This window comes from Streptomyces aurantiogriseus (genome assembly GCF_014649375.1).
GTDB lineage: Bacteria > Actinomycetota > Actinomycetes > Streptomycetales > Streptomycetaceae > Streptomyces > Streptomyces aurantiogriseus.
The window spans coordinates 49054-71371 of record NZ_BMSX01000020.1 but is presented as its reverse complement, the minus strand read 5'-3'; the positions used below and the strand labels follow the sequence as shown (position 1 = coordinate 71371).

The window sequence follows — 22318 nt, the reverse complement described above, 5'->3', positions numbered from 1 at the left end:
GCGGTCACTTCCGGTACTCGGCCGGTACGGATTTCGCGGCGATGCCCTCGAAGCGGTGGTCGAAGAGCGTGCCGACGTCGAACTTCTTCACGAACCCGCCCTCCGCGAGCAGATCCGCGGTCTCCTGCTCCCACTTGATGGCCTCGTCCCAGCTCGGCGGGAACAGCGGCTTGTTGGCGAGGGCGCTGATCGACCGCGCCTGCGCGAGGGTCAGGTTCTGCGTCTTGACGTAGAACTCCTCGTTCCAGACGTCCGGGTTCTCGTACTGCCACACCTGGCCCTGCGCCCACTGCGGGATGTACGCGGCGATCGCCGCCGCCTTGGCCCGGTCGTCGAGCACGGAGACCGGCGCCCACAGCAGGTTGAGCAGGTCGACGACGTCGGTGGTGATGGTGCGGGCGCCCTTGGACTCGTACTGCGCCAGATAGGCGGGCGCCTGCGTGTTGCCGAGCGGCGCGATGTCCACCTGGCCCGACTGCAGGGCGGTGAGGAACTGGTTGCTGGTCAGCGGGACGAGGTCCACCTCGTCGTACTCCAGTCCCGCCTTCTTCAGCGCCCGCAGCAGCACGACGCCCTGCGCCTGGCCCTGCGAGAAGGCGAGTTTCCTGCCCTTGAAGTCCTCGACGCTCCGGATGTCGCTGCCGGGCTTGGTGGCGAAGAGGTAGTTCGGCTTGCGTGTGATGTTGATCGCGACGATCTTCGCGTCGAAGCCCTGGAAGTGCGCCTGGATCGGCGGGATGCCCGCGTTGTTGGCGAGGTCGAGGGATTTCGCGCGGAAGGCGTTGATGACGTCCGGACCGGCGCCGATGTTCAGCCAGTTCGACACCGTGAACGGCAGCTCGGGCAGTTTCGCCAGCTTGAACTGGAGCTGCTGGGTGTTCTGGAAGGAGGCGATCTTCAGACTGGTGCCGGCGGGCACCTTGTCGGCGAGCGGGGCCGCTGAGGCGCCCTCCGACCCGGTGGCCGCGCTGCTCTCGGCGCAGCCGCTCAGTCCGGCGGCAGCCGCCGTGACACCGAGCAGAGAAGCGAGGAAGCGGCGCCGGTCGACACCGGGCGTACGGGAAACGGGCATGGGAGGACCCCCAGGGGAAAGCGATGGAAAAGCGGCGGAAAAGGGCGGAGAAGCGGTGCCGAGGCAGGCGGAATTCCGGGTGTGAAAGGGACAGGCCACAGCGCGGCCCGAGAGGGGAATTCACGCGGGAAAAGGCAGGAAGAAGGACGCGCTCCCGGCGCGCCGGGGCGTCAGCAACAGAGGGTGCGACAGCTCATGAGCAAAATGTTCCAGGTCACGCTCGACTCCTGTCAACATTCCGAGTTTCTGAATTAAGTCACCTGAGGTGACACGGTGAGCGGATCCCGGTAGAGGACGTCCAGAGCCACCGCTCCGCCCGCCATCGCCAGCACGGAATCCGAGGGAAAACTCGTCGGTGAGACCGAAGCCGCGCGCGCCGCCCCGACCTCCTCCCGCACCGCGGCCAGGCAGTCCTCCCGGGCCATGGCCCCGACCTCCGTCACGACCACACGCTCCGGATTGAGCACGTCCAGCAGCAGCGCCGCAGCCCGTCCCACCATCCGCGCCCGCTCCAGCAACAGCCGTACGGCCACCGGGTTCCCGTCGGCCGCCGCGGCGACCACGTGCATCGGGTTCACCCCGTCGATCACTCCGGCCGCACGGGCCCGCCGGCACAACGTCCGCTCGCTCAGCTCCGCCTGGAGGCAGCCGACCCGCCCGCAGTCGCACGGCTCGGTGCCGCCGGCCAGCGGCAGATGCGCGATGGAGCCCGCCTGCGAACGCGGCCCGTGGTGCACCTCGTCATGGGTGGCGAAGGCCGCGTCCACGACGTTGCCGACGAACAGATGCAGCACACTGCGGCTGCCACGCGCCTGCCCGAACAGCCGCTCCGCGTTGACCAACGCCCGCGCGTGCCCGTCCACATGGACCGGCAGCCCGGTGCCGGCACCGACCGTCTCCCGCACCGGCACGTCCCGCCACCCCAGCAGCGGATGCTCGACGACGGTCCCCGAGTCCCGGTCCACCCAGCCGCCCACGGCCACACCCACCCTGAGGGCCCGGCGGCCGGGCGCCGAGGCGAGCAGCGCGCCCAGCTCGTCGACGGCCCGCGCCAGCACGGCGCAGGGCTCGGTCCCCCGGTGCTTCAACTCCCGCCGTGCCACCAGCCGCCCGCGCAGATCGAGCAGCGCGACGGTCGTGTACGGCACGGCCACATGCACCCCGCCCACCACGAACCGCCCGCCGTCCAGATCCACCGGGACGTGCGGCCGGCCGACGCCGTTGCTGCGCCGCGGCACATCGGCCTCCCGGATCAGCCCGAGGCCGGTGAGACGGGCGCAGTGGTCCGTGACCGAGGCCGGGGACAGCCCGGTCAGCCGGGCGATGGTGCTGCGCGCGACCGGCCCGTGCTCCAGCACGGACCGCAGGATCACGCTGGCGCTGGTCCGCCGCCGGTCGCTGTCCGCGATCCGGGGAACGGGGGAGGGGGCGACGGAAGAGGGGTCGACGGGGAGACGGGGAGGTGCCGCGGTACGGGGCATGAAGAACTTCCTCGGGGGGCCGGTCCGACACTGCGCCTTCTGTGATGAGGCGCCACGGATCGACCCCGGCCGCCTCACACCCGACGACGACAGGCGGCCGCGCCCACGCGTCGCAGGTCGACGTAGCGACGCGACGAGAAGTTCCGGGCCTGGGCAACCATGCGCTCGAAGCTAGCAAAACGGCCCACCGCTGCCCAGACGGCGACCGACGGGCGAGACGGCCCCGGCCCACGACCCGGTCAACGGCAGCACCCGATTGGCGAAACCCTACAGATGCCTGCCCCTCCCTCCGCGTATCCGGAACCACGTCACCTCAGTGACCAGGGTCACGCCGTACCGCGTGTAACCACGCTCCTTTGTCCGAAGCCCACCAAGCGCCCGTTCGACCGTTTGTCGACCACTGACGGTGATCGGCTCGAGCCCCCTGGGATAGCGTCGCGGTGTCCCGAACCGCCCCGACCCCCGCGGAGTCCCCATGAGCACCGCCGCCGCCACCCCCGCCCGACCCGGACAGGTCCTCGCCGACCTTCTGCCGGCCTCCCGTGTCCGGGACGTAGCGCTCGTGCTGGGTGGTGCCGCGCTCACCGGCCTCGCCGCCCAGATCGCGGTGCCGATCCCCGGCTCCCCGGTGCCGGTGACCGGCCAGACCTTCGCCGCGCTGCTCGTCGGCACGACCCTGGGCGCCCAGCGCGGCTTCCTCGCGCTCGCCGTCTACGCCCTGGCCGGCGTCGCGGGCGTCCCGTGGTTCGCGAGCGGCACCTCCGGCGCGACCGCCGTCTCCTTCGGCTACATCCTCGGCATGCTCCTCGCCTCCACCGTGGTCGGCGCCCTGGCCCGCCGCGGCGCGGACCGCAACGTGTGGCGCATGGCGGGCACGATGCTGGTGGGCGAGGCGATCATCTACGCGATCGGCGTCCCCTACCTGGCCTACGCCGCCGACCTCTCCGCCTCCGCCGCGATCGCGGCCGGCCTCACCCCGTTCCTGATCGGCGACGCCCTCAAGGCGGCCCTGGCGATGGGCCTGCTGCCCACCGCCTGGAAGTTCGCCGGCCGCTGATCCCTCAGTCCGCGCGGAAGAGGTTCGCCGGGTCGTACTGCGTCTGACCCCGGCGAGCCTCTTCCGCGTTTCCGCGTCGTACAGCGAAGGCCGGGCAGGGCCGTGGCGTCGGTCAGAAGGTTCATACGGCACACGATGGCGGCATGACCTGACACCTTCCGTCAGGTCATGCCGCCGCCGTTCCACGTTCTCCTCGTGTCCGGGACCAGCCGGAGGATCAGCCCTCCTGCCGGTCCGGCCGCCGCTGCGACCACCACAGCCCGGCAGCGCCCGCCGCGAGCAGCGCCGCCCCGGCCGCACTCAGCGGCAGGACATTCCGCTCGAGCCCGGTATCGGCCAGTTTGTCACCGCCGGGTCCCACGGGCGTGTTGTCGGTGCCGAGCAGCAGCGGGGTGGCGGGGGCGTTCGGCGACGGGTTCGTCGTACCGAACGGCACCGGCCCCTGCTGCCAGAACGTCTTCGACCCGTCCGCGGTCTGGACGGGCAGACAGATCTTCCCGGTCCTGCCCAGATCGAAGGTCGCGTCGACGGCGTACGACTTCGACGCGCCGGCCGCCAGATTGTCGACGGCGCAGGAGAAACCGCTGTTCGAACCCTCGGGGAGATCCTTCTCCGCGATCTGCGAACAGCCCTCGACGTTCTTGACCGTCAGCCCGTCGAAACCGACGACCAAAAGCCTGATCGCGCCGCTTTCCTTGGTTCCGTCATTCTTCACCGTGGCGGTGATCACCGTTTCCTTGGAGCCGTTGTCCACCGAGATCGTCTCGGGCAGCAGCGTGCTCAGCTTCACGCCCGCGGGCGCCTTGTCGACGGACTTTCCCCCCTTGCTGCTACCGGGTCCCTGGTCACCTGCGACGGCAGGGACGGCCAGGACCGCCACCGCCGAGAAAGATGCCGCGACCAGCGATCCCGCGATCGCCGTCATACGACGAGAACTCATGTTCGTCCCCCCTTGGCTGCGCCTGAATTCGCAGTACTTGAAGAGGTACCACAAGATTTCTCCGCACTATGCTGGTACGGCTCTAAGTGTGACTATTGCGTTTCGGGAAACGGGCAATGGAGGGGGTGCGGAGGATTGCCGGGGAATGCGAGGGATTCGGGAAATGCGGGAGCTCCGGGAGCTTCGGGGAATTCGGGAACTCCGGGGAATTCGGGGACCGGGGGAGATACGAGGAGTGGCGGTGTACCAGGTCTTCTGGTGGCCGGCCGCTACCGGTTGGTCGAGAGTATCGGCCAGGGGGGAATGGGTCGGGTGTGGCGAGCCGCCGACGAGACACTCGACCGGCAGGTCGCCGTCAAGGAAATGCGCATAGACGGCCTCGACGCGGAGGACGCCCGCACCCGCCGCGAACGCACCCTGCGCGAGGCCAGGGCCACCGCCCGCATCGACCACACCAATGTCGTCCGCGTCTACGACGTCGTGGACGAGGGCGAACGCCTGTGGATCGTCATGGAGTTGATCGCCGGACGCTCCCTGGAGCGGATCATGGCCGAGGAGGGCCCCCTCGACCCGCGCGAGACGGCCCGCATCGGCCTCGGCCTGGTCACGGCGCTGCACCAGGTGCACGCGCGGGGCGTTCTGCACCGCGACATCAAACCGGGCAACGTCCTGGTGGAGGACGGCGGCGAACGCGTCGTCCTCACCGACTTCGGCATCGCCGCGATCCAGGACGCGAAGGCCCTCACCATGGTCGGCATGCTGGTCGGCTCCCCCGACTACATGGCCCCCGAGCGCATCTCCGGCCGCCCCCAGGGCCCGCCCTCCGACGTCTGGTCCCTGGGCGCCACCCTCTGCGCCGCCCTGGCCGGCCACTCACCCTTCTCCCGCGACACGACCCTGGCGACCCTGCACGCGGTCCTCTACGAGGAACCCGAACTCCCGCCCGCCGCAGGCCCGCTGCACGAGATCCTCGCCGCCCTCCTGGAGAAGGAACCGACGGTCCGCGCAGGCCTGAGCGACCTGGAGCAGGCCCTGCGCCCGGTGGCTTTCCCGGCGCCTGCGCCGACGCCGACTCTGACGGCGGAAGAGGAAGAAGAGGAAGAGGAAGGGGAAGGGGAAGAGGAGCCGGGGCTGGGGGAGCCACCGACGCGGACCTTGCTGAACCCGTCCAAGATGCCCGGGCCCCGGGACCCACGGCAGCCGGACCGACGGCAGCCGGACCCCCGGCAGCCGGACCCCCGGCAGCCGGACCCCCGGCCGTCGGAGCCGAAGGGCGTCTCCCTCACCCGAGCCCAGGCACCGACCGAACGCAGGCCCACCCCACCCGCACCCACCCCACCCGAATCGACCCCCCGGCCCTCCGCGCACCGCCGCCGCACGATCCTGACGGCCGCCGCGGGAGTCGTGGGCGTGGCCACAGCCGTGGCGATCGTGCTGGCGTCGTCCCCGGGATCCGGCGGCGACGAACACCGGGCGGGTCTCTCACCCACCCCGTCCTCGATCACCACCTCGCCCCCGAGCACGGGCAGCGCGTCCTCCACCTCCACCCCGACCCCCACCCCCACTGTCGAGGGCACCTTCAGGCCACCGAGCCTGCCGCCGGGCACGCGCCCGGAGGCCGGCGGATACGCGTGGGCGACGCCGAAGGGCTGGCGACGGGACGTGAAGACGGGCGCGGAGGTGCACTACACGTCCCCCGACGGCAAGCAGGAACTCGTGGCCAAGTCCTCCCTGGCCCGAGGCGACCTGCTGGCCACCTGGGAGACCTCCGAACAGAACGCCCACCAGGGCGAGAACTACCGCAAGATCCGCCTGGAGGAGACGACGTTCCGGGGAAACCCGGCGGTCGTCTGGGAGTACACCTTCACCCTCCAGGGCACCCCCTGGCACGCCCGGCTCCTGGGCTTCAACGAGAGCGGAAAGTCGTACCAGATCAACACCTGGTACCGGCCGGAGGTGGAGACGAAGGCGCTGCGGACGTACGAGCAGGTGAAAGAGAGCTTCACGGTGCTGTGACAGCAACCGCACGCACGGCACGGCGCGCCTGCACCGCAGGCACGGCAAAGGGGCCCGCAGAAGCAGGCCCCTCCACCGAACGCGTCCCGAAGGACGACAGGACGACCGAACGACTACTTGACGGCGTCCTCCAGAGCAGGCTCCTCGTCCTTGGCCTTGACCTTCTCCTTCACGAAGGCGATGGCGAGGACGGCGGCGGCGACGAGGAGCGACAGCAGCACGGTCTTGCGTCCGTCGTGCTCCGTGTCGGTGAGCATGTAGCCGAGGATGAAGACGATCAGCGCGGCGGTCGCCCAGGTCAGGTAGGGGTACAGCCACATCCGCACGACAAGCTTCTCCGGCGCCTCGGCCTGGATGATCTTCCGCATCCGCAGCTGCGAGAAGCAGATGACGAGCCAGACGAACAGGGCGACGGCACCGCTGGAGTTGACCAGGAAGAGGAAGACGGAGTCCGGGAACTTGTAGTTGAAGAAGACCGCGACGAACCCGAACACCACGGAGGCGACGATGGCCGCCAGCGGCACGCCCCGGGAGGTCGTCCGGGCGAAGGCCTTCGGCGCGTCCCCGCGCTCACCGAGCGAGAAGGCCATGCGGGAGGCCGTGTACAGGCCGGAGTTGAGGCAGGACAGCACGGAGGTCAGCACGATGAAGTTCATGATCTGACCGGCGTGCGCGATGCCGAGGGAGTCGAGGGCGGCGACGTAGGAGCCCTTCTCCTTGATGGAGGGGTCGTTCCACGGCAGCAGGGCGACGACGACGAAGATCGACCCCAGGTAGAACACGGCGATACGCCAGATGATGCTGTTGGTCGACTTGGTCACGGCCCGCTGCGGGTCCTCGGACTCACCGGCGGCCAGGGTCGCGATCTCACTCCCCATGAAGGAGAAGACGACGAGCAGCACACCGGTGAGGATGGCGCCCGGACCGTGGGGCAGGAACCCACCGTGATCGACGAGGTTCCCGAACCCGGCCTTGTCGCTGTCGACCCCCGGAAGCACGCCGAACACGGCGAGCCCACCGACGACGATGAACGCACTGATGGCGACGACCTTGATGCCGGCGAACCAGAACTCGAACTCGCCGTAGGAGCCGACGGAGACGAGGTTGGTGGCGGTCAGCACCACCATCACGATCAGCGCCCACCCCCACTGCGGTACGGCGGGTATCCACTGCTCGAGGATCACGGCACCGGCGGTCGCCTCGACGGCCAGGACGACGACCCAGAAGAACCAGTACAGCCAGCCGATGGTGAACCCGGCCCAGGGCCCGAGCGCGCGGTCCGCGTGGGCGGAGAACGAACCGGAGGCCGGGTTGGCCGCGGACATCTCACCCAGCATCCGCATCACCAGCACCACGAGCGTGCCGACGAGGGCGTAGGAGAGGAGGATGCCGGGGCCTGCGGTGGCGATACCGGAACTGGACCCGACGAACAGTCCGGCCCCGATGACGCCACCAATGGCGATCATCGAGAGGTGTCGGTTCTTCAGACCTGCCTGGAGACCGGAGCCGGGTTCTCCGGGGCCTCCGGGGCCGCTGTCGGCCTTCGTGAGGGTCGGCTGCGAAGTCATGGGACGGAATTTCCTTTGCGCCGCGTGGGGGTGTCTCCCGTACGAGCGGTGTACGGGCTCAACCGGGGGTGTACGAGCCGGTCCAGTGAATCCGAGGTGAATAGATTCGGGAACCTTTGATTCCGGATCGTTACTTGAGGTTTTCCTGAGGTTCTGTAGCGTTGCTCACACTTTTCGGGCACACCACCCGGCGCTGCTACCCGGCAACACGCGTGTCACACTCATCCCATGCGCGTGTATCTCGGCTCGGACCATGCCGGCTTCGAACTCAAGAACCACCTCGTCGAATGGCTGAAGGCGGCGGGTCACGACCCGGTCGACTGCGGCCCCCACATCTACGACGCCCAGGACGACTACCCGCCCTTCTGCCTCCGCGCCGCCGAGAAGACGGCCGCGGACCCCGACTCCCTCGGCATCGTGATCGGCGGCTCCGGCAACGGCGAGCAGATCGCCGCGAACAAGGTCAAGGGCATCCGCGCCGCCCTCGCATGGAGCGAGGAAACGGCCTCCCTGGGCCGCCAGCACAACAACGCCAACGTCGTCGCCGTGGGCGCCCGCATGCACACCCAGGAGGAGGCGACGAAGTTCATCGAAACCTTCCTCAACACCCCCTTCTCCGGCGACGAACGCCACATCCGCCGCATCGACATGCTCACGACCTACGAGACCACGGGCGACCTGCCGCCGATCCCGGCGCATCACCCGCAGCAGTAGGCGGGGACGACCGGGGCCCTTGGCGGTGCCGGTGAGCTGCTGCTTGGGCGCTGCTGAGGGTGGCCGCCTGGGTGAGGGCTGCCGGGGGTGCTGAGGCGATGTGGGCGGGTGCTGCCCGGGGCTGCTGAGGGGGCGGTCTGGTCGGTTGCCGCCCGGCATGGCTGAAGGGTGGCCCTGCGTGAGTGCCGCCCGGGCATGCGGGAGTGCCCTGTGGTCGGTGCCGCGCGCGGACGTGCGGGAGTGGTCCTGTGTCGGCGCTGCTCGGGCATGGCTGCAGGGGGCCCGGCGTGGGTGCGGCCCGGCACGGCGCAGTGGCTGGGCGTGCGCAGGTGCCGCCGGGGCACCGCCCAGGGCGGCCTTTGCGGGTGCCTCCGGGACTGCAGCGGTTGGCGGAGCACCGCACGGGGGCCTGCGGAGCAGCCCGGGGCACCGTGCTTTCGCGCGGGCCGAGGGGAACCACCGGGGGTGCAGGGGGCGGAGCCCCCGCAGGGGTCTGGGGCGTAGCCCCAGGGGGTGCTTTCTCACTCACCCAGCCGGGTGGGTGGGCAGGATGTCGTGGGGTCTGGGGCGGAGCCCCAAGGAGGCTCACCTCTTGGCCGAGCGAGTCGGGCGGGCGGGTGGGCGAAGACGTTCACCGAAAGGAAGGGCACCGTGCCGGAAGGTCACACCATCCACCGCCTGGCCCAGGACTACGCCGCCCGCTTCACCGGCCGAGCCACGCACGTGACCAGCCCCCAGGGCAAGTTCTCCGACGCCGCGGCCCTCCTGACCGGCACCCCCCTCACCCACACCGAGGCCCACGGCAAACACCTCTTCCTCGGCTTCGGCACCGACACCTGGGTCCACATCCACCTGGGCCTCTTCGGCAAGGTCACCTTCGGCGACGCCCCCGCACCCCCGCCCACCGACACCGTCCGCCTCCGCCTCGCGGGCCCCACCGCCTACGTGGACCTCCGCGGCCCCACCACCTGCGCCCTGATCACGGACCCCGAGAAGCAGGCGATACACAACCGCCTCGGCCCCGACCCCCTGCGCGAGGACGCCGACCCGGACACCGCCTACCACCGCGTCTCCCGCAGCCGTACGACGATCGCCGCCCTCCTCATGGACCAGAAGGTCATCGCGGGCGTCGGCAACGTCTACCGCGCGGAGGTCCTCTTCCGCCACGGCATCGACCCGTACCGCGCGGGCAGGGACATCACCCCGGCCGAGTGGCAGAAGATCTGGTCGGACCTGGTCACCCTCATGCGTGAGGGCGTCCGCACCAACCGCATCGACACCGTCCGCCCGGAACACACCCCGGAGGCGATGGGCCGCCCACCCCGCGTCGACGACCACGGCGGCGAGGTCTACGTCTACCGCCGCACCCACCAGCCCTGCCACCTCTGCGGCGACGAGATCCGCACCGCCGACCTCGCCGCCCGCAACCTCTTCTGGTGCCCCACCTGCCAGCAGAAGTGACGCCGACCCACAAGGACCGGCAGGCCGGACAGGCCCTAGAACCCGTGCGGCAGCCAGGGAGCCACCGCGCTCCCGAACCCCATCGAGGCCTCCCCCAACGCCCCCTGCCGGAGCTCCCGCACCCGCCCGGCCGCCGCCAACGAGGCAAGGCTCACACCCCCGAGGTACGCCGCCCCCAACTCCCGTACGGACAAGGCAAGATCAGCCGCGTCCTCCGTACGCACACAACTCGCCCCCTTGGCATCCCCCGTCAACCGCCAACGCCCCGAGTTCCACGGACAGAAGGCGTCCTCCACCTCCAACACCACGTCCACCGGGGCCTGATAGGTCCGCGCCTCCAGCGCGGCCCCGACGTCCACCAGCCGCACGTACAACCCGTCCCGCACCCGCAGCAGGCACCGCCGTATGTCGGAGACGAGGTACTGCCAGGCCTCGTCGAGCGGCCGCCCCCGCACCTTCAGCGAGGTGGTGAGGTCGATCCCGAACAGAAACCGCCACAGCGCGGCCTCCGACACCGCGTCCACCGCGACGAGATCCTGCAACTCCACCTGCCCGTTGTGCCCGGTGTCCGTCCACTCCGGCCGGACCCGGAACCGCACATACCCGACAACTTCCCCGCCGCGCTCGGCGATCACGCACTGCAGCGGCGAAGCCCCACCCCGCTCACCCTCCGGATCGAGCACCCCCAGCTGCTCCCATCCGGGCCGCCGCGCCAGCATCCCGGCGCGCAGGGGAACCTTCCGCGCGTACAACCCCTCGCACAGGTCGAGGAGATCGACGGGTGAGGCGTACCGCAGCCGTACGTCATCCGTGCCGGCCGGGACGGACAACCGCACCCGGCTGGTGTCGATCTCGGCGGTCAGCCCGAAGGTCGCCGCGCCGTACCCGAACCGCCCGTAGATCGCGGCCTCGGAGGCGGTGAGCACCGCCAGCGGCTCGCCCCAGTCCCGTACGTCGTCCAACTGCCGCCGCATCATGGACGTCAGCACCCCGCGTCGCCGATGCGTCGCGACCACGCCGACCATCGTCACGCCCGCGGCCGGCACCGAGGCCCCGCCGGGCACCGTCAGCCGGAAGTCGAACGCCCCGGCCGTCCCCACCAACTCGCCCCCGTCCCACGCCCCGAGGGAACGCTCGCACAGAGTGAGTCCCCTCCACAGCGCACGCTCCTCCTCCGACTCCCCGGCCCCACCGAAGGCGCGCAGCAGGGTGTCGTACCACTGATCCCAGTCCTCCGGCCGCAGTACCCGCAGGTCGGCCGCCGGGGAGTCCTCGCGGCCTGTCGCCTCAGTCGTCATGGATCCATGCCTAGCAGCCCAATGCGGGACGAGCCAGGGAATTTCTCCCTCTGTGCGGCGCGAGCGCTTTCCGTGCCGTTCACTGTGAAGTTGAGCCTCGGACGGGGGACAAGTGGGACCTCCCGTGCCAAGCGGTGGGTTGGATGGATAGGGTCCCGAACTAATGGCAGCAGGACGACAGCGGCGCTCGGAAGCCGAGACGTTGACGGCCCGGTTGAAGCATCTGATGCACCGGGTCCGCACCGGCGTGCGCAGAAGCGCCGTGGACTACTTCCGCGGCGACGGTTCGGACTGGATCGCGCTGGTCGGCCTGCTGCTCACCGTCCCGCTCATCGCGGCCACCACCCTCGCCAACTCGGTGTGGTGCTCACCGGCCGCCCTGGTCCTGCCGATCGTCGCCGGCGGCCTGCTGCTGCGCCCGGCGAGCCTGCTCGGTCTGTACGCGGCGGCGGCCACGGCGCTCATCGTGGAGTCGGTGCAACTGGGCCCGTACACCGAAGGCCCGTCGCGGGTCACCCCGGGCGTGGTCCTGGTGGTCGCCGCCTGCGGCTTCTTCGGCCTGCTCATCGCCCAGTTCCGCAGCCGGGTCGGCGTCCCCTGGCGGCGCGGCGGCACCATGCTCTTCGACCTGCGCGAACGCATCCGCGTGCAGAGCAAGCTGCCGAAGCTGCCGCAGGGCTGGCACCGCGAGATGGCGCTACGGCCCGCGGGGGGCCAGTCGTTCTCCGGTGACTTCGTTGTCGCGGCCCGTACGAACGGCGGCCGCACCCTGGAGGTCGTCCTCACGGACGTCTCCGGCAAGGGCATGGACGCCGGTTCCCGCGCCCTGCTGCTGTCGGGCGCCTTCGGCGGCCTGCTCGGCAGCCTCCCTCCGCACGCCTTCCTGCCCGCCGCCAACGGCTATCTCCTCCGCCAGGACTGGGACGAGGGCTTCGCGACCTCCATCCACCTCGTCCTCGACCTGGACTCCGGCGACTACGAGCTGTACTCCGCCGGGCACCCGCCGGGCCTCCAGCTCAGCGCGGGCAGCGGCCGCTGGGAGGAGAAGGCCGCGGAGGGCCCGCTCCTGGGGGTGTACGAGGGCGCGCAGTTCGACCCGGTGAAGGGATCCCTGCGCGCCGGCGACGTGCTGATGCTCTTCACCGACGGCCTGGTGGAGACCTCCGACCGCGACATCGTCGAGGGCATCGACCGACTCACCGGTGAGGCCGACCGCTATGTCGCCGGTGGCTTCCAGGGCGCCGCCTGGCACCTGATCGAGGCGGTCGCCAGGGACGTCAACGACGACCGGGCCCTGCTGCTGATCTGCCGCGAGGGCCCCACGGCCCAGACGGTGCCGGTCCGCTGAGCCCGACGGAGGCAGCCGCATGCTCACCCTGACCGAGGTCGAGACCCTCGCCCGCGCCGCCCACGCGGACCAGACCGACAAGGCGGGCCGCCCCTACGCCGAACACCTGAGGGCGGTCGCGGAGGGCGTACGGTCCCGGGGCGGTGACGCCGACCAGATCGCGGCGGCCTGGCTGCACGACGCCGTCGAGGACGACGCCCTCACCGAGACCTGGCTGCGCGAGGCCGCGCTGAGCGACCGTACGAAGGCCATCGTCCTGGCGGTCACCAAGCGGGCGGGGGAGGCTCCGGAGGCGTACGCGGCACGCGTCCTCGCCACCCCGGGCGCGCTGCTGGTGAAGGAGGCGGACCTGGCGCACAACGCCGACCCGGCCCGCCTGGCCGTCCTCGACGCACCCACCCGCACCCGGCTGACCGAGAAGTACACCCGAATGCGCGCACTCCTCGGTCTCACGGACACGGACGACTAGGCGCCGGCGCCGACCTTCTCGCGCTCGCGCTCCGCCGGCCGCTGCTTCTCCCGCTCCCGGGCCAGTTCGGTGGCGTCCCGCTTGAACGCCCAGTCCATCCTTGGCTCCACCACGAACCGGAGGGCCTGCCGCACGGGCTTGGTGCACATCAGGGTGACGGCGACGGCCACGACGACGGTGACGGCGATCTCCCCGAGCGGGCGATGCAGCGCGGGGTGATCGAACCAGCCGCGGTAGTCGGCGGTCTTGAGCACCAAGCCGTGCAGCAGGTAGCCGTAGAGCGTGCCCGCGCCGAGGGTCGTGAACCACATCGTGCGGCCCGGCACCCAGGAGAGGAAGCAGGCGGTCAGCAGCAGGGAGCAGCCGAACAGGGCGAGCTGCATGACGGGGCCGACCCACCACGGGACGCCCAGCTCCTGCGCGGAGTTGCGGTGGTAGAGCCATCCGCTGTTCATCCGCGGCACCGCCCACCAGGAGAAGGCCAGCGCGAAGGCGAACACCGGCACGGCCGCGATCCGGACCGAACGCCGGCGCACCAGCCGGAAGTGCTCCGGCTTCAGGTTCAGGCCCAGCACGAAGAACGGCAGGAACTGAAGGACGCGCGGGAGGTCCAGGTCGCCACCGATGTTCGGGGTGGCGGACGCCGCCATGGCGATGCCCAGCGCGAGCGGCAGCGGATACCGGACCAGCTTCCAGAAGGGGGTGGTCAGCCGCCAGATGAACAGCGCGCACAGGAACCAGGTCAGGTAGTAGGGGTCGAGCAGGCTGATGTCCTGAGGGGCGCCGTCGACGTACGTCTTCAGGAGCGGGTACGCGGTCTCGAAGACGACGTACGGCACGACGATGCCCGTCACCAGCCGCTTCAGCTTGCCGGGGCTCCCGTCGAAACTGCGGGAGAAGAAGCCGGAGATGAGGATGAACGCCGGCATGTGGAACGCGTACACCAGCACGTACGCCGCCGTGAGCACCCGGCTGTCGCCCTTCAGCGGCTCCCAGGCGTGTCCGACGGCCACCAGCACGATGGCCATGTACTTGGCGTTGTCGAAGAACGCGTCACGCTGCTTGGACCGTCTGTCCGGGGACTGGTGGTGCTGATCTTTCTCGCTCTCGGATGAGCGCGGACTGGGCACGGGAGACGAAGCGGCGTGGAACATCTGAGGCACCCTAGCGTTGTCTGTGGCGATTGGTAAAACGTTCCTCGTCATCGCGATGTCATTCCTCCAAATACCGAAGTTGAGACCCCTTCCGATGCCTTGGATGTCACGATTCATCCCGACTAAAAGGTGCATAACGCCGGTTGTTGGGGTGTTGCCGGAGACCCTGTGCCCACAATTCGAATTACCTGCGGGCCAGTTGTGAATTTGTATGCGGAGTGTGCCCCAGAATTCTCGTACGGCGGTGTTCCGCGGACTCTCCGAGGTCACAGGGAACAGACAGTTGGCGTCGAGGATGTGTCACCGGCCGCATAGGGAGGCCGGGTTGGTGGCACGATGGTCTCTGGCGGGGGTGCGCGGGGTTGCGCCCCCGGGCCGGGAGAGTGGACCGACCGAGGGTGTGATCAGTTGTGGCCATTTCACTGTCAGTGGTGCTGCTGTTGGCGATCGTCCTGGTCGTACTGATCCGGGGCGGGTCGATCAAGGCCGGCCCCGCCATAGTCGCGATCCTCTTCGGCTTCTTCCTCGCCTCGACCGGCATGGCGCCGTCGATCAACCGCTTCCTCAACTCCCTCGCGGAAACGATCAACTCGATCAGCTTCTGACAGCTTCTGACAGCTTCTGAGGCGGAGCGGTCCGGTCCCGGGGAACACCGTCCCGGAAAACACCAGGGGCCGGACGGAAGGCTGACCTTCCACCCGGCCCCGGGCCGTACAGAGCGGGCGACGGGAATCGAACCCGCGTAGCCAGTTTGGAAGACTGGGGCTCTACCATTGAGCTACGCCCGCACAGGACGTGCCGCAGGTCAGATGACCGCGGCACTGCAGTGCATCGTAGCGGGTCGGCCCCCTCGCCCGCACACCCCGTTGTCCGTGCGTGCCGCCGCCCGCCCAGAGGCTCGGCAAATGCGGCGGTCAGGCGGCCTGCGGGCATGTACCCTACGTGTCGCACCAGACGGGGTGTGGCGCAGCTTGGTAGCGCGTCCGCTTTGGGAGCGGAAGGCCGTGGGTTCAAATCCCGCCACCCCGACCACCTGCGCGATCATGTCGGCGCCTCGCCGGTGATCGTCTTTTGGGCCCTTCAGTGGCTGCGGTTACTATGCAAGCTGCGCGCCCGTGTGTCCGTGCCCGGCCTCCTCAGGCCCACGAACTCCTCCGGGCGGCGAATCGCCGGACCTGTCTGGCTCCGGCGAAAACCAAGAAGTCAGCCACAAGGAGACCGAACCGTGAAGAGCGCCGTGGAGACCCTGAACCCGACTCGGGTTCGGCTCACTGTCGAGGTGCCCTTCGAGGAGCTCAAGGACAGCCTCGACGCGGCGTACAAGAAGATCAACCAGCAGGTCACGGTGAAGGGCTTCCGCAAGGGCAAGATCCCCGCCCGGGTCATCGACCAGCGGTTCGGCCGTGGTGCCGTGCTGGAGGAGGCCGTCAACGACGCGCTGCCGAAGTTCTACACCGAGGCGGTCAACGAGGCCGAGATCGACGTCCTGGGTCAGCCCGAGGTCGACATCACCGAGCTGAAGGACGGCGAGACGCTGAACTTCACCGCCGAGGTCGACGTCCGCCCCGCCCTGGAGCTCCCCGAGGAGTTCTCCTCCATCGAGGTCGAGGTCGACGCCGTCGAGGTGACCGACGAGGACGTCGAGAAGTCCGTCGAGCAGCTGCGTGAGCGCTTCGCCTCGACCTCCCCGGTCGAGCGCGCCGCCGAGGACGGCGACGTCGTCACGGTCGACCTGCAGGCCAAGGTCGACGGCGAGGTCCTCGAGGACGGCGTCGCCGAGGGCGTCTCCTACACCATCGGCTCCGGCGAGCTCCTCGAGGGCATCGACGACGCCGTGAAGGGTCTGGAGGCCGGTGGCGAGGCCACCTTCACCTCCGAGCTCAAGGGCGGCTCCGCGGCCGGCAAGGAGGCCGAGGTCACCGTCAAGGTCAGCCAGGTCGCCGCCCGCGAACTGCCCGAGCTGGACGACGACTTCGCGCAGCTCGCCTCCGAGTTCGACACCCTCGAGGAGCTGAAGGCCGACAGCCGCAAGCGCCTCGAGAACATGAAGCAGTACGACCAGGCCACGCAGGCCCAGGAGCGCGTCCTGGAGAAGCTCCTGGAGCTCGTCGAGGTGCCCGTCCCCGAGAAGCTGCTCGAGGACGAGATCAACACCCGCAAGCACAACCTGGAGCACCACCAGCTCGGCCAGATGGGTCTGACCCTCGACAAGTACCTGGAAATCCAGGGCAAGACCGCCGAGGAGTTCGAGACCGAGACCCGTGAGGCCGCGGTCAAGGGCATCAAGACCCAGTTCGTCCTCGACCAGCTGGTCAAGCGCGAGAAGCTCAACGTGAACCAGGAGGAGCTCACCGAGCACCTCATGCGCCGCGCCGCCTCCTCCGGCATGTCCCCCGACCAGTTCGCCCAGGCGGTCGTCGAGGGCGGTCAGGTCCCGCTGCTGGTCGGCGAGGTCGCCCGGGGCAAGGCCCTGGCCCTGGTCGTCGAGTCCGCCACGGTCAAGGACACCAACGGCGAGATCATCGACCTCGACGACGAGGACGAGGAGACCGAGGAGGCCGCCGCCGAGGCGGAGACCTCCGAGGAGAAGCCCGAGGCCTGAGCGGCCTCGCGTCACCTCTGATGTGAACCAGGAGGGCCCTGGGGCGTGTGTCGCGCTCCGGGGCCCTTCTGTCGTGGGCCGGGGCAGACCCACCCAGGGGCGCGGGACCGTGTCGGCATGCGGCTCCGCCGTGATGGGTCCTCCCGCCCATGGGGCCCTCCCGCTCATGGGCGCCCCTCCCGCTCGGGTGAAGCCGAGAGTGGGGCAGCGACCAGCCACGGACGGGCCCGCAGCCGAGCGATTCCCGCAGCCCCGACGGGGTCGTATCTGCCCCTCCGTCGGAGGCACCCGCTACGCCCCCGGCGAACACTCACCTCTCCGGGATTCCCCGAAGGGACCCGCGCGTTAGGGTCCATGAATACGAGGGCAGGGGAGTCGCCGAACCGCCGGACGGCTCCACGCCCCGGCAGAACACGTGAGACGGCCCGGCGCCGTCGTAAGACGAGCAGGTGGATACGTGACGAATCTGATGCCCTCCGCCGCCGGCGAGCCTTCCATCGGCGGAGGCCTCGGCGACCATGTCTACAACCGGCTGCTCAACGAGCGGATCATCTTCCTCGGCCAGCCGGTCGACGACGACATCGCGAACAAGATCACCGCACAGCTGCTGCTCCTTGCCGCCGACCCGGACAAGGACATCTACCTCTACATCAACAGCCCCGGCGGTTCGATCACGGCCGGCATGGCGATCTACGACACCATGCAGTACATCAAGAACGACGTGGTGACCATCGCCATGGGCCTCGCGGCCTCGATGGGCCAGTTCCTGCTCAGCGCGGGCACGCCCGGCAAGCGTTTCGCCCTGCCGAACGCCGAGATCCTGATCCACCAGCCCTCCGCCGGCCTGGCGGGCTCGGCCTCGGACATCAAGATCCACGCCGAGCGGCTGCTGCACACCAAGAAGCGCATGGCCGAGCTCACGGCCCAGCACACCGGCCAGTCGGTCGAGCAGATCACCCGTGACTCGGACCGCGACCGCTGGTTCGACGCCTTCGAGGCCAAGCACTACGGCCTCATCGACGACGTGATCGCCACGGCCGCCGGCATGCCGGGCGGCGGCGGCACCGGGGCCTGAGGCCCCCAGCAGAGCCCCCAGCCGACCGCCTCAGCCCCTAGGAGACAGACAGTGAACGACTTCCCCGGCAGCGGCCTGTACGACCGCACGCGCGCCGAGTACGCGGGCCCCGTCGCCGAGTCCCGGTACGTCATCCCGCGCTTCGTCGAGCGCACCTCGCAGGGCATCCGCGAGTACGACCCGTACGCGAAGCTCTTCGAGGAGCGGGTGATCTTCCTGGGCGTCCAGATCGACGACGCCTCGGCCAACGACGTCATGGCGCAGCTGCTGTGCCTGGAGTCGATGGACCCCGACCGGGACATCTCGGTCTACATCAACAGCCCCGGCGGCTCCTTCACGGCGCTGACCGCGATCTACGACACGATGCAGTTCGTGAAGCCGGACATCCAGACGGTCTGCATGGGCCAGGCGGCCTCCGCCGCGGCCGTGCTGCTGGCCGCCGGTACGCCCGGCAAGCGCATGGCGCTGCCGAACGCGCGCGTGCTGATCCACCAGCCGTACAGTGAGACCGGCCGCGGTCAGGTCTCCGACCTGGAGATCGCCGCGAACGAGATCCTGCGGATGCGTTCGCAGCTGGAGGAGATGCTGGCCAAGCACTCCACCACGCCCATCGAGAAGATCCGCGAGGACATCGAGCGCGACAAGATCCTCACGGCCGAGGACGCTCTGTCGTACGGCCTGATCGACCAGATCATCTCGACCCGGAAGATGAACAACACCTCCCTGCGCTAGCGCGGGAAGGGGAGTATCGTCTGCCGCCCCTTGGCACCGTGTGACACGTCCGTATGCAAGTGAGTGGACGTGAACCGTGCCAAGGGGGGCCCGAACGGGGGGCTCGGCAAGGTACCGTCGACATAAGGCAGCACCAGGAGCCGCTGGACTCGAAAGACGTCCAGGCGTCTCCCAGGCGAAGGGGAAGCACACCGTGGCACGCATCGGTGACGGCGGCGATCTGCTCAAGTGCTCGTTCTGCGGCAAGAGCCAGAAGCAGGTCAAGAAGCTCATCGCAGGGCCCGGTGTGTACATCTGCGACGAGTGCATCGATCTCTGTAACGAGATCATCGAGGAAGAGCTCGCGGAGACCAGTGAGGTCCGCTGGGAGGAACTCCCGAAGCCGCGCGAGATCTACGAGTTCCTCGAGGGCTACGTGGTCGGCCAGGAGGCCGCCAAGAAGGCCCTGTCGGTCGCGGTGTACAACCACTACAAGCGCGTCCAGGCCGGTGAGAACGGCGGCGCCCAAGGCCGCGACGACGCCATCGAGTTGGCGAAGTCGAACATCCTTCTGCTGGGCCCCACGGGCTCCGGCAAGACCCTCCTCGCGCAGACCCTGGCGCGCATGCTGAACGTCCCGTTCGCGATCGCCGACGCCACGGCGCTGACCGAGGCCGGGTATGTGGGCGAGGACGTCGAGAACATCCTGCTCAAGCTGATCCAGGCGGCCGACTACGACGTCAAGAAGGCCGAGACCGGGATCATCTACATCGACGAGATCGACAAGGTCGCGCGGAAGAGTGAAAACCCCTCGATCACGCGTGATGTGTCCGGCGAGGGCGTGCAGCAGGCCCTGCTGAAGATCCTCGAGGGCACGACGGCCTCCGTCCCGCCGCAGGGCGGCCGCAAGCACCCGCACCAGGAGTTCATCCAGATCGACACGACGAACGTCCTGTTCATCGTGGGCGGTGCCTTCGCGGGCCTGGAGAAGATCATCGAGACCCGGGCCGGCGCCAAGGGCATCGGCTTCGGCGCGACGATCCGCTCCAAGCGGGAGCTGGAGGCAAAGGACCAGTTCGAGGACGTCATGCCCGAGGACCTGGTCAAGTTCGGCATGATCCCCGAGTTCATCGGCCGTCTGCCGGTCATCACCTCGGTCCACAACCTGGACCGCGAGGCCCTCCTCCAGATCCTCATCGAGCCGCGCAACGCACTGGTCAAGCAGTACCAGCGCCTCTTCGAACTCGACGGCGTGGAACTGGACTTCGAGCGCGAGGCCCTCGAAGCCATCGCCGACCAGGCGATCCTCCGCCAGACGGGCGCCCGCGGCCTGCGCGCCATCATGGAGGAGGTCCTCATGTCGGTGATGTACGAGGTCCCGTCCCGCAAGGACGTCGCCCGGGTCGTCATCACCGCGGACGTCGTCCACTCCAACGTCAACCCGACCCTGATCCCGCGGGAGGCGCGGGGCGGCCGGGGGCCGGGCGAGCAGAAGACGGCGTAGACAGCGCGGAGATTGAAGAAGGCGCCCGGTGAACCTCGACCGGGCGCCTTCTTCTTGATTGCGTTGTAACGAGTCTGCTGCGCGGGAGATGAGTGCATGGCAGAAGACGGTAAAACGTCTGCGGAGCTTGACGCTACGCGCCGCGACGTTGCGGTGTACGCCCTCGCTCGGCTGCTTTGCGCGCTACCAGTGCTGGTTGGTTCCCGTGGGCGTCACGCAAAGCTGGAGAACGGCGTCGCCTTCGAACACAGCCACCTGTGTCCAGGCTTGCCGAACACCCGCCGAGTCCGTAAGGCTCGTTCCCCAGCTTTCGGTGTTTCCGGCGCCGGCGTAAAGACGGTGCCACGCCCAGTAGGCGTTGGTGCCGTTGCTCCTCCGCGTGACGAGCCTTACCCCCACGCTGTGTCCGTCCGCCTTCCTGTCCGTGACGAACAAAGTCATAGGGTCCAGCTTTGTCCGGCTCGCGTAGTTCCACCTGCCTCCGCCACTCGCCCCGGCTACGGCGACGCCAGCGCTGAAGCACGAGTTCTCGTAGTTGGCAGCTGCTGCGGGAGTAGCCGCTACGGGTATCGCCAGTGACGCCACGGATGCCGCGATGAGCAAGGAGATGCGATTGCGCACAGTGCCCCCATTCGCGCGTTGTTTGACGTGATCATGTTAGGAACTTCGTCGAGGCGTGTGGGGAGCCCGCGAAAACTGTGCGGTGCGTCACCCTCTGTGCAACCTGACTGAACTTCCGACACAGGCGGAGGATCCCGACCGTGCGATGGACCTTCCTCTGGGGTTTTCGGGTCGTCAGGCCTTGACGCGGACTTCCTTGCGCAGGTCGGCCGCGATCTTGGCTGACTCATCGAGCGAGTACGTCTTGGAGCCCGAGGTGGGCTCGACCACGCCCATGGTGCTGTAGTCAGCCCAGATGCACAGGTAGGTCGTCTGGGTCTTGTCGGTCAGGCCGTGCTTGCTCTCTGCCTTCTGGCATTTCATCACGGCGCCGTCCAGGCCGTCGGGCTCGACGCTCTCGGCTTCGCCGATCAGCGTGACGTCGTCGTCCGACTCCGTCTTCATCTGTGTGAAGGTGATGTCGAGGGCCTTCTCGGGATCCGCTACCTTGCCGTACACACCGAAGAAGGTGACGTTCTCGGCGGTCTCCGTCTTCGCCAGCTCGGTTGGGTCGCTGGTGTCGATGGATGTCAGGTCCATCGTCGAGTAGATGGCGCCGATCGACGTCGCGTCGCTGACGCCGGCCTTGGCGAGGTCCTTCTCGTCGCTGGAACTCGCCTCCTCCTCCGACGAATCACCCATCCGCTTGTACTTGTCGGACAACAGGGAGTTCGGCGCGGTCAGCTTGTGCGGACCGTCGTCCTCCAGACCCCCCGCACCCCCGCCCCCGCCGATCACGAAGTACGCGCCCACGCCGATCGCCGCCACGACCGCGACCGCGCCGATGATGATGCCGGTCTTCTTCTTGCCGCCGCCCGGGACCGGCGGCTGCGGGACGCCGTAGGGGGCCTGGCCGTACGGGGGCTGCTGGCCGTAGGGGGGCTGCTGCCCGTAGGGAGGGGTGGGGGGCTGCTGGCCGTACGGGCCGGGCTGTTGGCCGTACGGAGGGGTCTGGGGCGGGGCACCCTGCGGGGGCTGCTGGGGGTAGCCGTAGCCGGGCTGGGGCTGAGGGGCCTGCGGCTGCTGGCCGTACGGACCCGGCTGGCCGTACGGGCCGGGCTGCTGAGGCTGCTGCCCGCCGTACGGGCCCGGCTGGTTGTAGCTCATTTCTGGGTTCCCCTCCAGATGCTTATGTGATTTTCACATCCTGGCTCAACCCCAGTCCCCCCATGGCGTCGGGGTCCCCAC

Annotated in this window: 18 protein-coding genes and 2 tRNA genes; 12 read left to right on the top strand and 8 right to left on the bottom strand. The window is 69.2% G+C overall.

The annotated features are described in order from the left end of the window. Nucleotides 1–4: 4 nt before the first annotated feature. Both IE263_RS34525 and IE263_RS34520 read right to left on the bottom strand, forming a co-directional pair. Nucleotides 5–1072 carry an ABC transporter substrate-binding protein gene (locus tag IE263_RS34525; protein WP_189941981.1) on the bottom strand — a complete coding sequence of 356 codons (1068 nt, stop codon included), beginning with the start codon at nt 1070–1072 and terminating at the stop codon, nt 5–7. Nucleotides 1073–1323: 251 nt separating this feature from the next. After that, on the bottom strand, nt 1324–2553 hold the full coding sequence (locus tag IE263_RS34520) for an ROK family transcriptional regulator (protein ID WP_189941980.1): 1230 nt from the start codon (nt 2551–2553) through the stop codon (nt 1324–1326). Between the two features lie 475 nt (nt 2554–3028). Here IE263_RS34520 and IE263_RS34515 point away from each other — a divergent pair, with 475 nt between their 5' ends. Continuing rightward, a complete protein-coding gene (locus tag IE263_RS34515) occupies nt 3029–3610 on the top strand; it encodes a biotin transporter BioY (RefSeq protein ID WP_189941979.1) in 582 nt (193 codons plus the stop codon). Between the two features lie 217 nt (nt 3611–3827). Here IE263_RS34515 and IE263_RS34510 read toward each other — a convergent pair whose 3' ends face one another. Further along, entirely contained in the window at nt 3828–4550 is a 723-nt protein-coding gene (locus tag IE263_RS34510; RefSeq protein WP_189941978.1) for a hypothetical protein, read from the bottom strand. Between the two features lie 303 nt (nt 4551–4853). Here IE263_RS34510 and IE263_RS34505 point away from each other — a divergent pair, with 303 nt between their 5' ends. Then, nucleotides 4854–6566 carry a serine/threonine-protein kinase gene (locus IE263_RS34505; protein WP_229911326.1) on the top strand — a complete coding sequence of 571 codons (1713 nt, stop codon included), beginning with the start codon at nt 4854–4856 and terminating at the stop codon, nt 6564–6566. Between the two features lie 113 nt (nt 6567–6679). Here IE263_RS34505 and IE263_RS34500 read toward each other — a convergent pair whose 3' ends face one another. Continuing rightward, nucleotides 6680–8134, bottom strand: a complete 1455-nt coding sequence (locus tag IE263_RS34500; protein WP_189941976.1) for an amino acid permease — start codon at nt 8132–8134, stop codon at nt 6680–6682. Nucleotides 8135–8362: 228 nt separating this feature from the next. Here IE263_RS34500 and IE263_RS34495 point away from each other — a divergent pair, with 228 nt between their 5' ends. Next, nucleotides 8363–8848: a ribose-5-phosphate isomerase gene (locus IE263_RS34495; protein WP_189941975.1), complete on the top strand. Its 486-nt coding sequence runs from the start codon at nt 8363–8365 to the stop codon at nt 8846–8848. A gap of 651 nt (nt 8849–9499) precedes the next feature. Then, complete coding sequence (locus tag IE263_RS34490; RefSeq protein WP_189941974.1) at nt 9500–10309, top strand: Fpg/Nei family DNA glycosylase; 810 nt, start codon at nt 9500–9502, stop codon at nt 10307–10309. A 35-nt stretch (nt 10310–10344) separates the two neighbouring features. Here IE263_RS34490 and IE263_RS34485 read toward each other — a convergent pair whose 3' ends face one another. Beyond that, nucleotides 10345–11607: a GNAT family N-acetyltransferase gene (locus IE263_RS34485; protein ID WP_189941973.1), complete on the bottom strand. Its 1263-nt coding sequence runs from the start codon at nt 11605–11607 to the stop codon at nt 10345–10347. 163 nt (nt 11608–11770) lie between these two features. Between IE263_RS34485 and IE263_RS34480 the strand changes: the two genes are divergently transcribed. Both IE263_RS34480 and IE263_RS34475 read left to right on the top strand, forming a co-directional pair. Beyond that, the gene (locus IE263_RS34480) at nt 11771–12955 is read left to right on the top strand and encodes a PP2C family protein-serine/threonine phosphatase (protein WP_189941972.1); all 1185 of its coding nucleotides are present in this window, start codon (nt 11771–11773) and stop codon (nt 12953–12955) included. A gap of 19 nt (nt 12956–12974) precedes the next feature. Continuing rightward, nucleotides 12975–13424, top strand: coding sequence for an HD domain-containing protein (locus IE263_RS34475; RefSeq protein WP_189941971.1), 450 nt, complete (start codon nt 12975–12977; stop codon nt 13422–13424). Here the strand turns inward: IE263_RS34475 and IE263_RS34470 are convergent. Next, a complete protein-coding gene (locus IE263_RS34470; RefSeq protein WP_189941970.1) occupies nt 13421–14578 on the bottom strand; it encodes an acyltransferase family protein in 1158 nt (385 codons plus the stop codon). The genes IE263_RS34475 and IE263_RS34470 overlap by 4 nt on opposite strands. 410 nt (nt 14579–14988) lie before the next feature. On the opposite strand from IE263_RS34470, the gene IE263_RS34465 reads away from it, so the two are divergent. Next, complete coding sequence (locus IE263_RS34465; RefSeq protein WP_073491582.1) at nt 14989–15183, top strand: hypothetical protein; 195 nt, start codon at nt 14989–14991, stop codon at nt 15181–15183. Between the two features lie 112 nt (nt 15184–15295). Here the strand turns inward: IE263_RS34465 and IE263_RS34460 are convergent. Next, nucleotides 15296–15366: transfer RNA gene (locus IE263_RS34460), tRNA-Gly, on the bottom strand. A 167-nt stretch (nt 15367–15533) separates the two neighbouring features. Between IE263_RS34460 and IE263_RS34455 the strand changes: the two genes are divergently transcribed. The 5 genes from IE263_RS34455 (at nt 15534) to clpX (ending at nt 20470) form a co-directional block, all read left to right on the top strand. Next, nucleotides 15534–15610, top strand: a tRNA-Pro gene (locus tag IE263_RS34455). A gap of 193 nt (nt 15611–15803) precedes the next feature. Continuing rightward, a complete protein-coding gene (tig, locus tag IE263_RS34450; RefSeq protein WP_189941969.1) occupies nt 15804–17180 on the top strand; it encodes a trigger factor in 1377 nt (458 codons plus the stop codon). A gap of 469 nt (nt 17181–17649) precedes the next feature. Then, nucleotides 17650–18255, top strand: a complete 606-nt coding sequence (locus IE263_RS34445; RefSeq protein ID WP_189942090.1) for an ATP-dependent Clp protease proteolytic subunit — start codon at nt 17650–17652, stop codon at nt 18253–18255. Between the two features lie 51 nt (nt 18256–18306). Further along, entirely contained in the window at nt 18307–18987 is a 681-nt protein-coding gene (locus IE263_RS34440; protein ID WP_308430783.1) for an ATP-dependent Clp protease proteolytic subunit, read from the top strand. Nucleotides 18988–19180: 193 nt separating this feature from the next. After that, the gene (gene clpX / locus IE263_RS34435; protein ID WP_189941968.1) at nt 19181–20470 is read left to right on the top strand and encodes an ATP-dependent Clp protease ATP-binding subunit ClpX; all 1290 of its coding nucleotides are present in this window, start codon (nt 19181–19183) and stop codon (nt 20468–20470) included. A 795-nt stretch (nt 20471–21265) separates the two neighbouring features. On the opposite strand, the gene IE263_RS34430 is transcribed toward clpX, so the two are convergent. Next, nucleotides 21266–22237, bottom strand: a complete 972-nt coding sequence (locus tag IE263_RS34430; RefSeq protein ID WP_189941967.1) for a hypothetical protein — start codon at nt 22235–22237, stop codon at nt 21266–21268. Between the last annotated feature and the right edge of the window lie 81 nt (nt 22238–22318).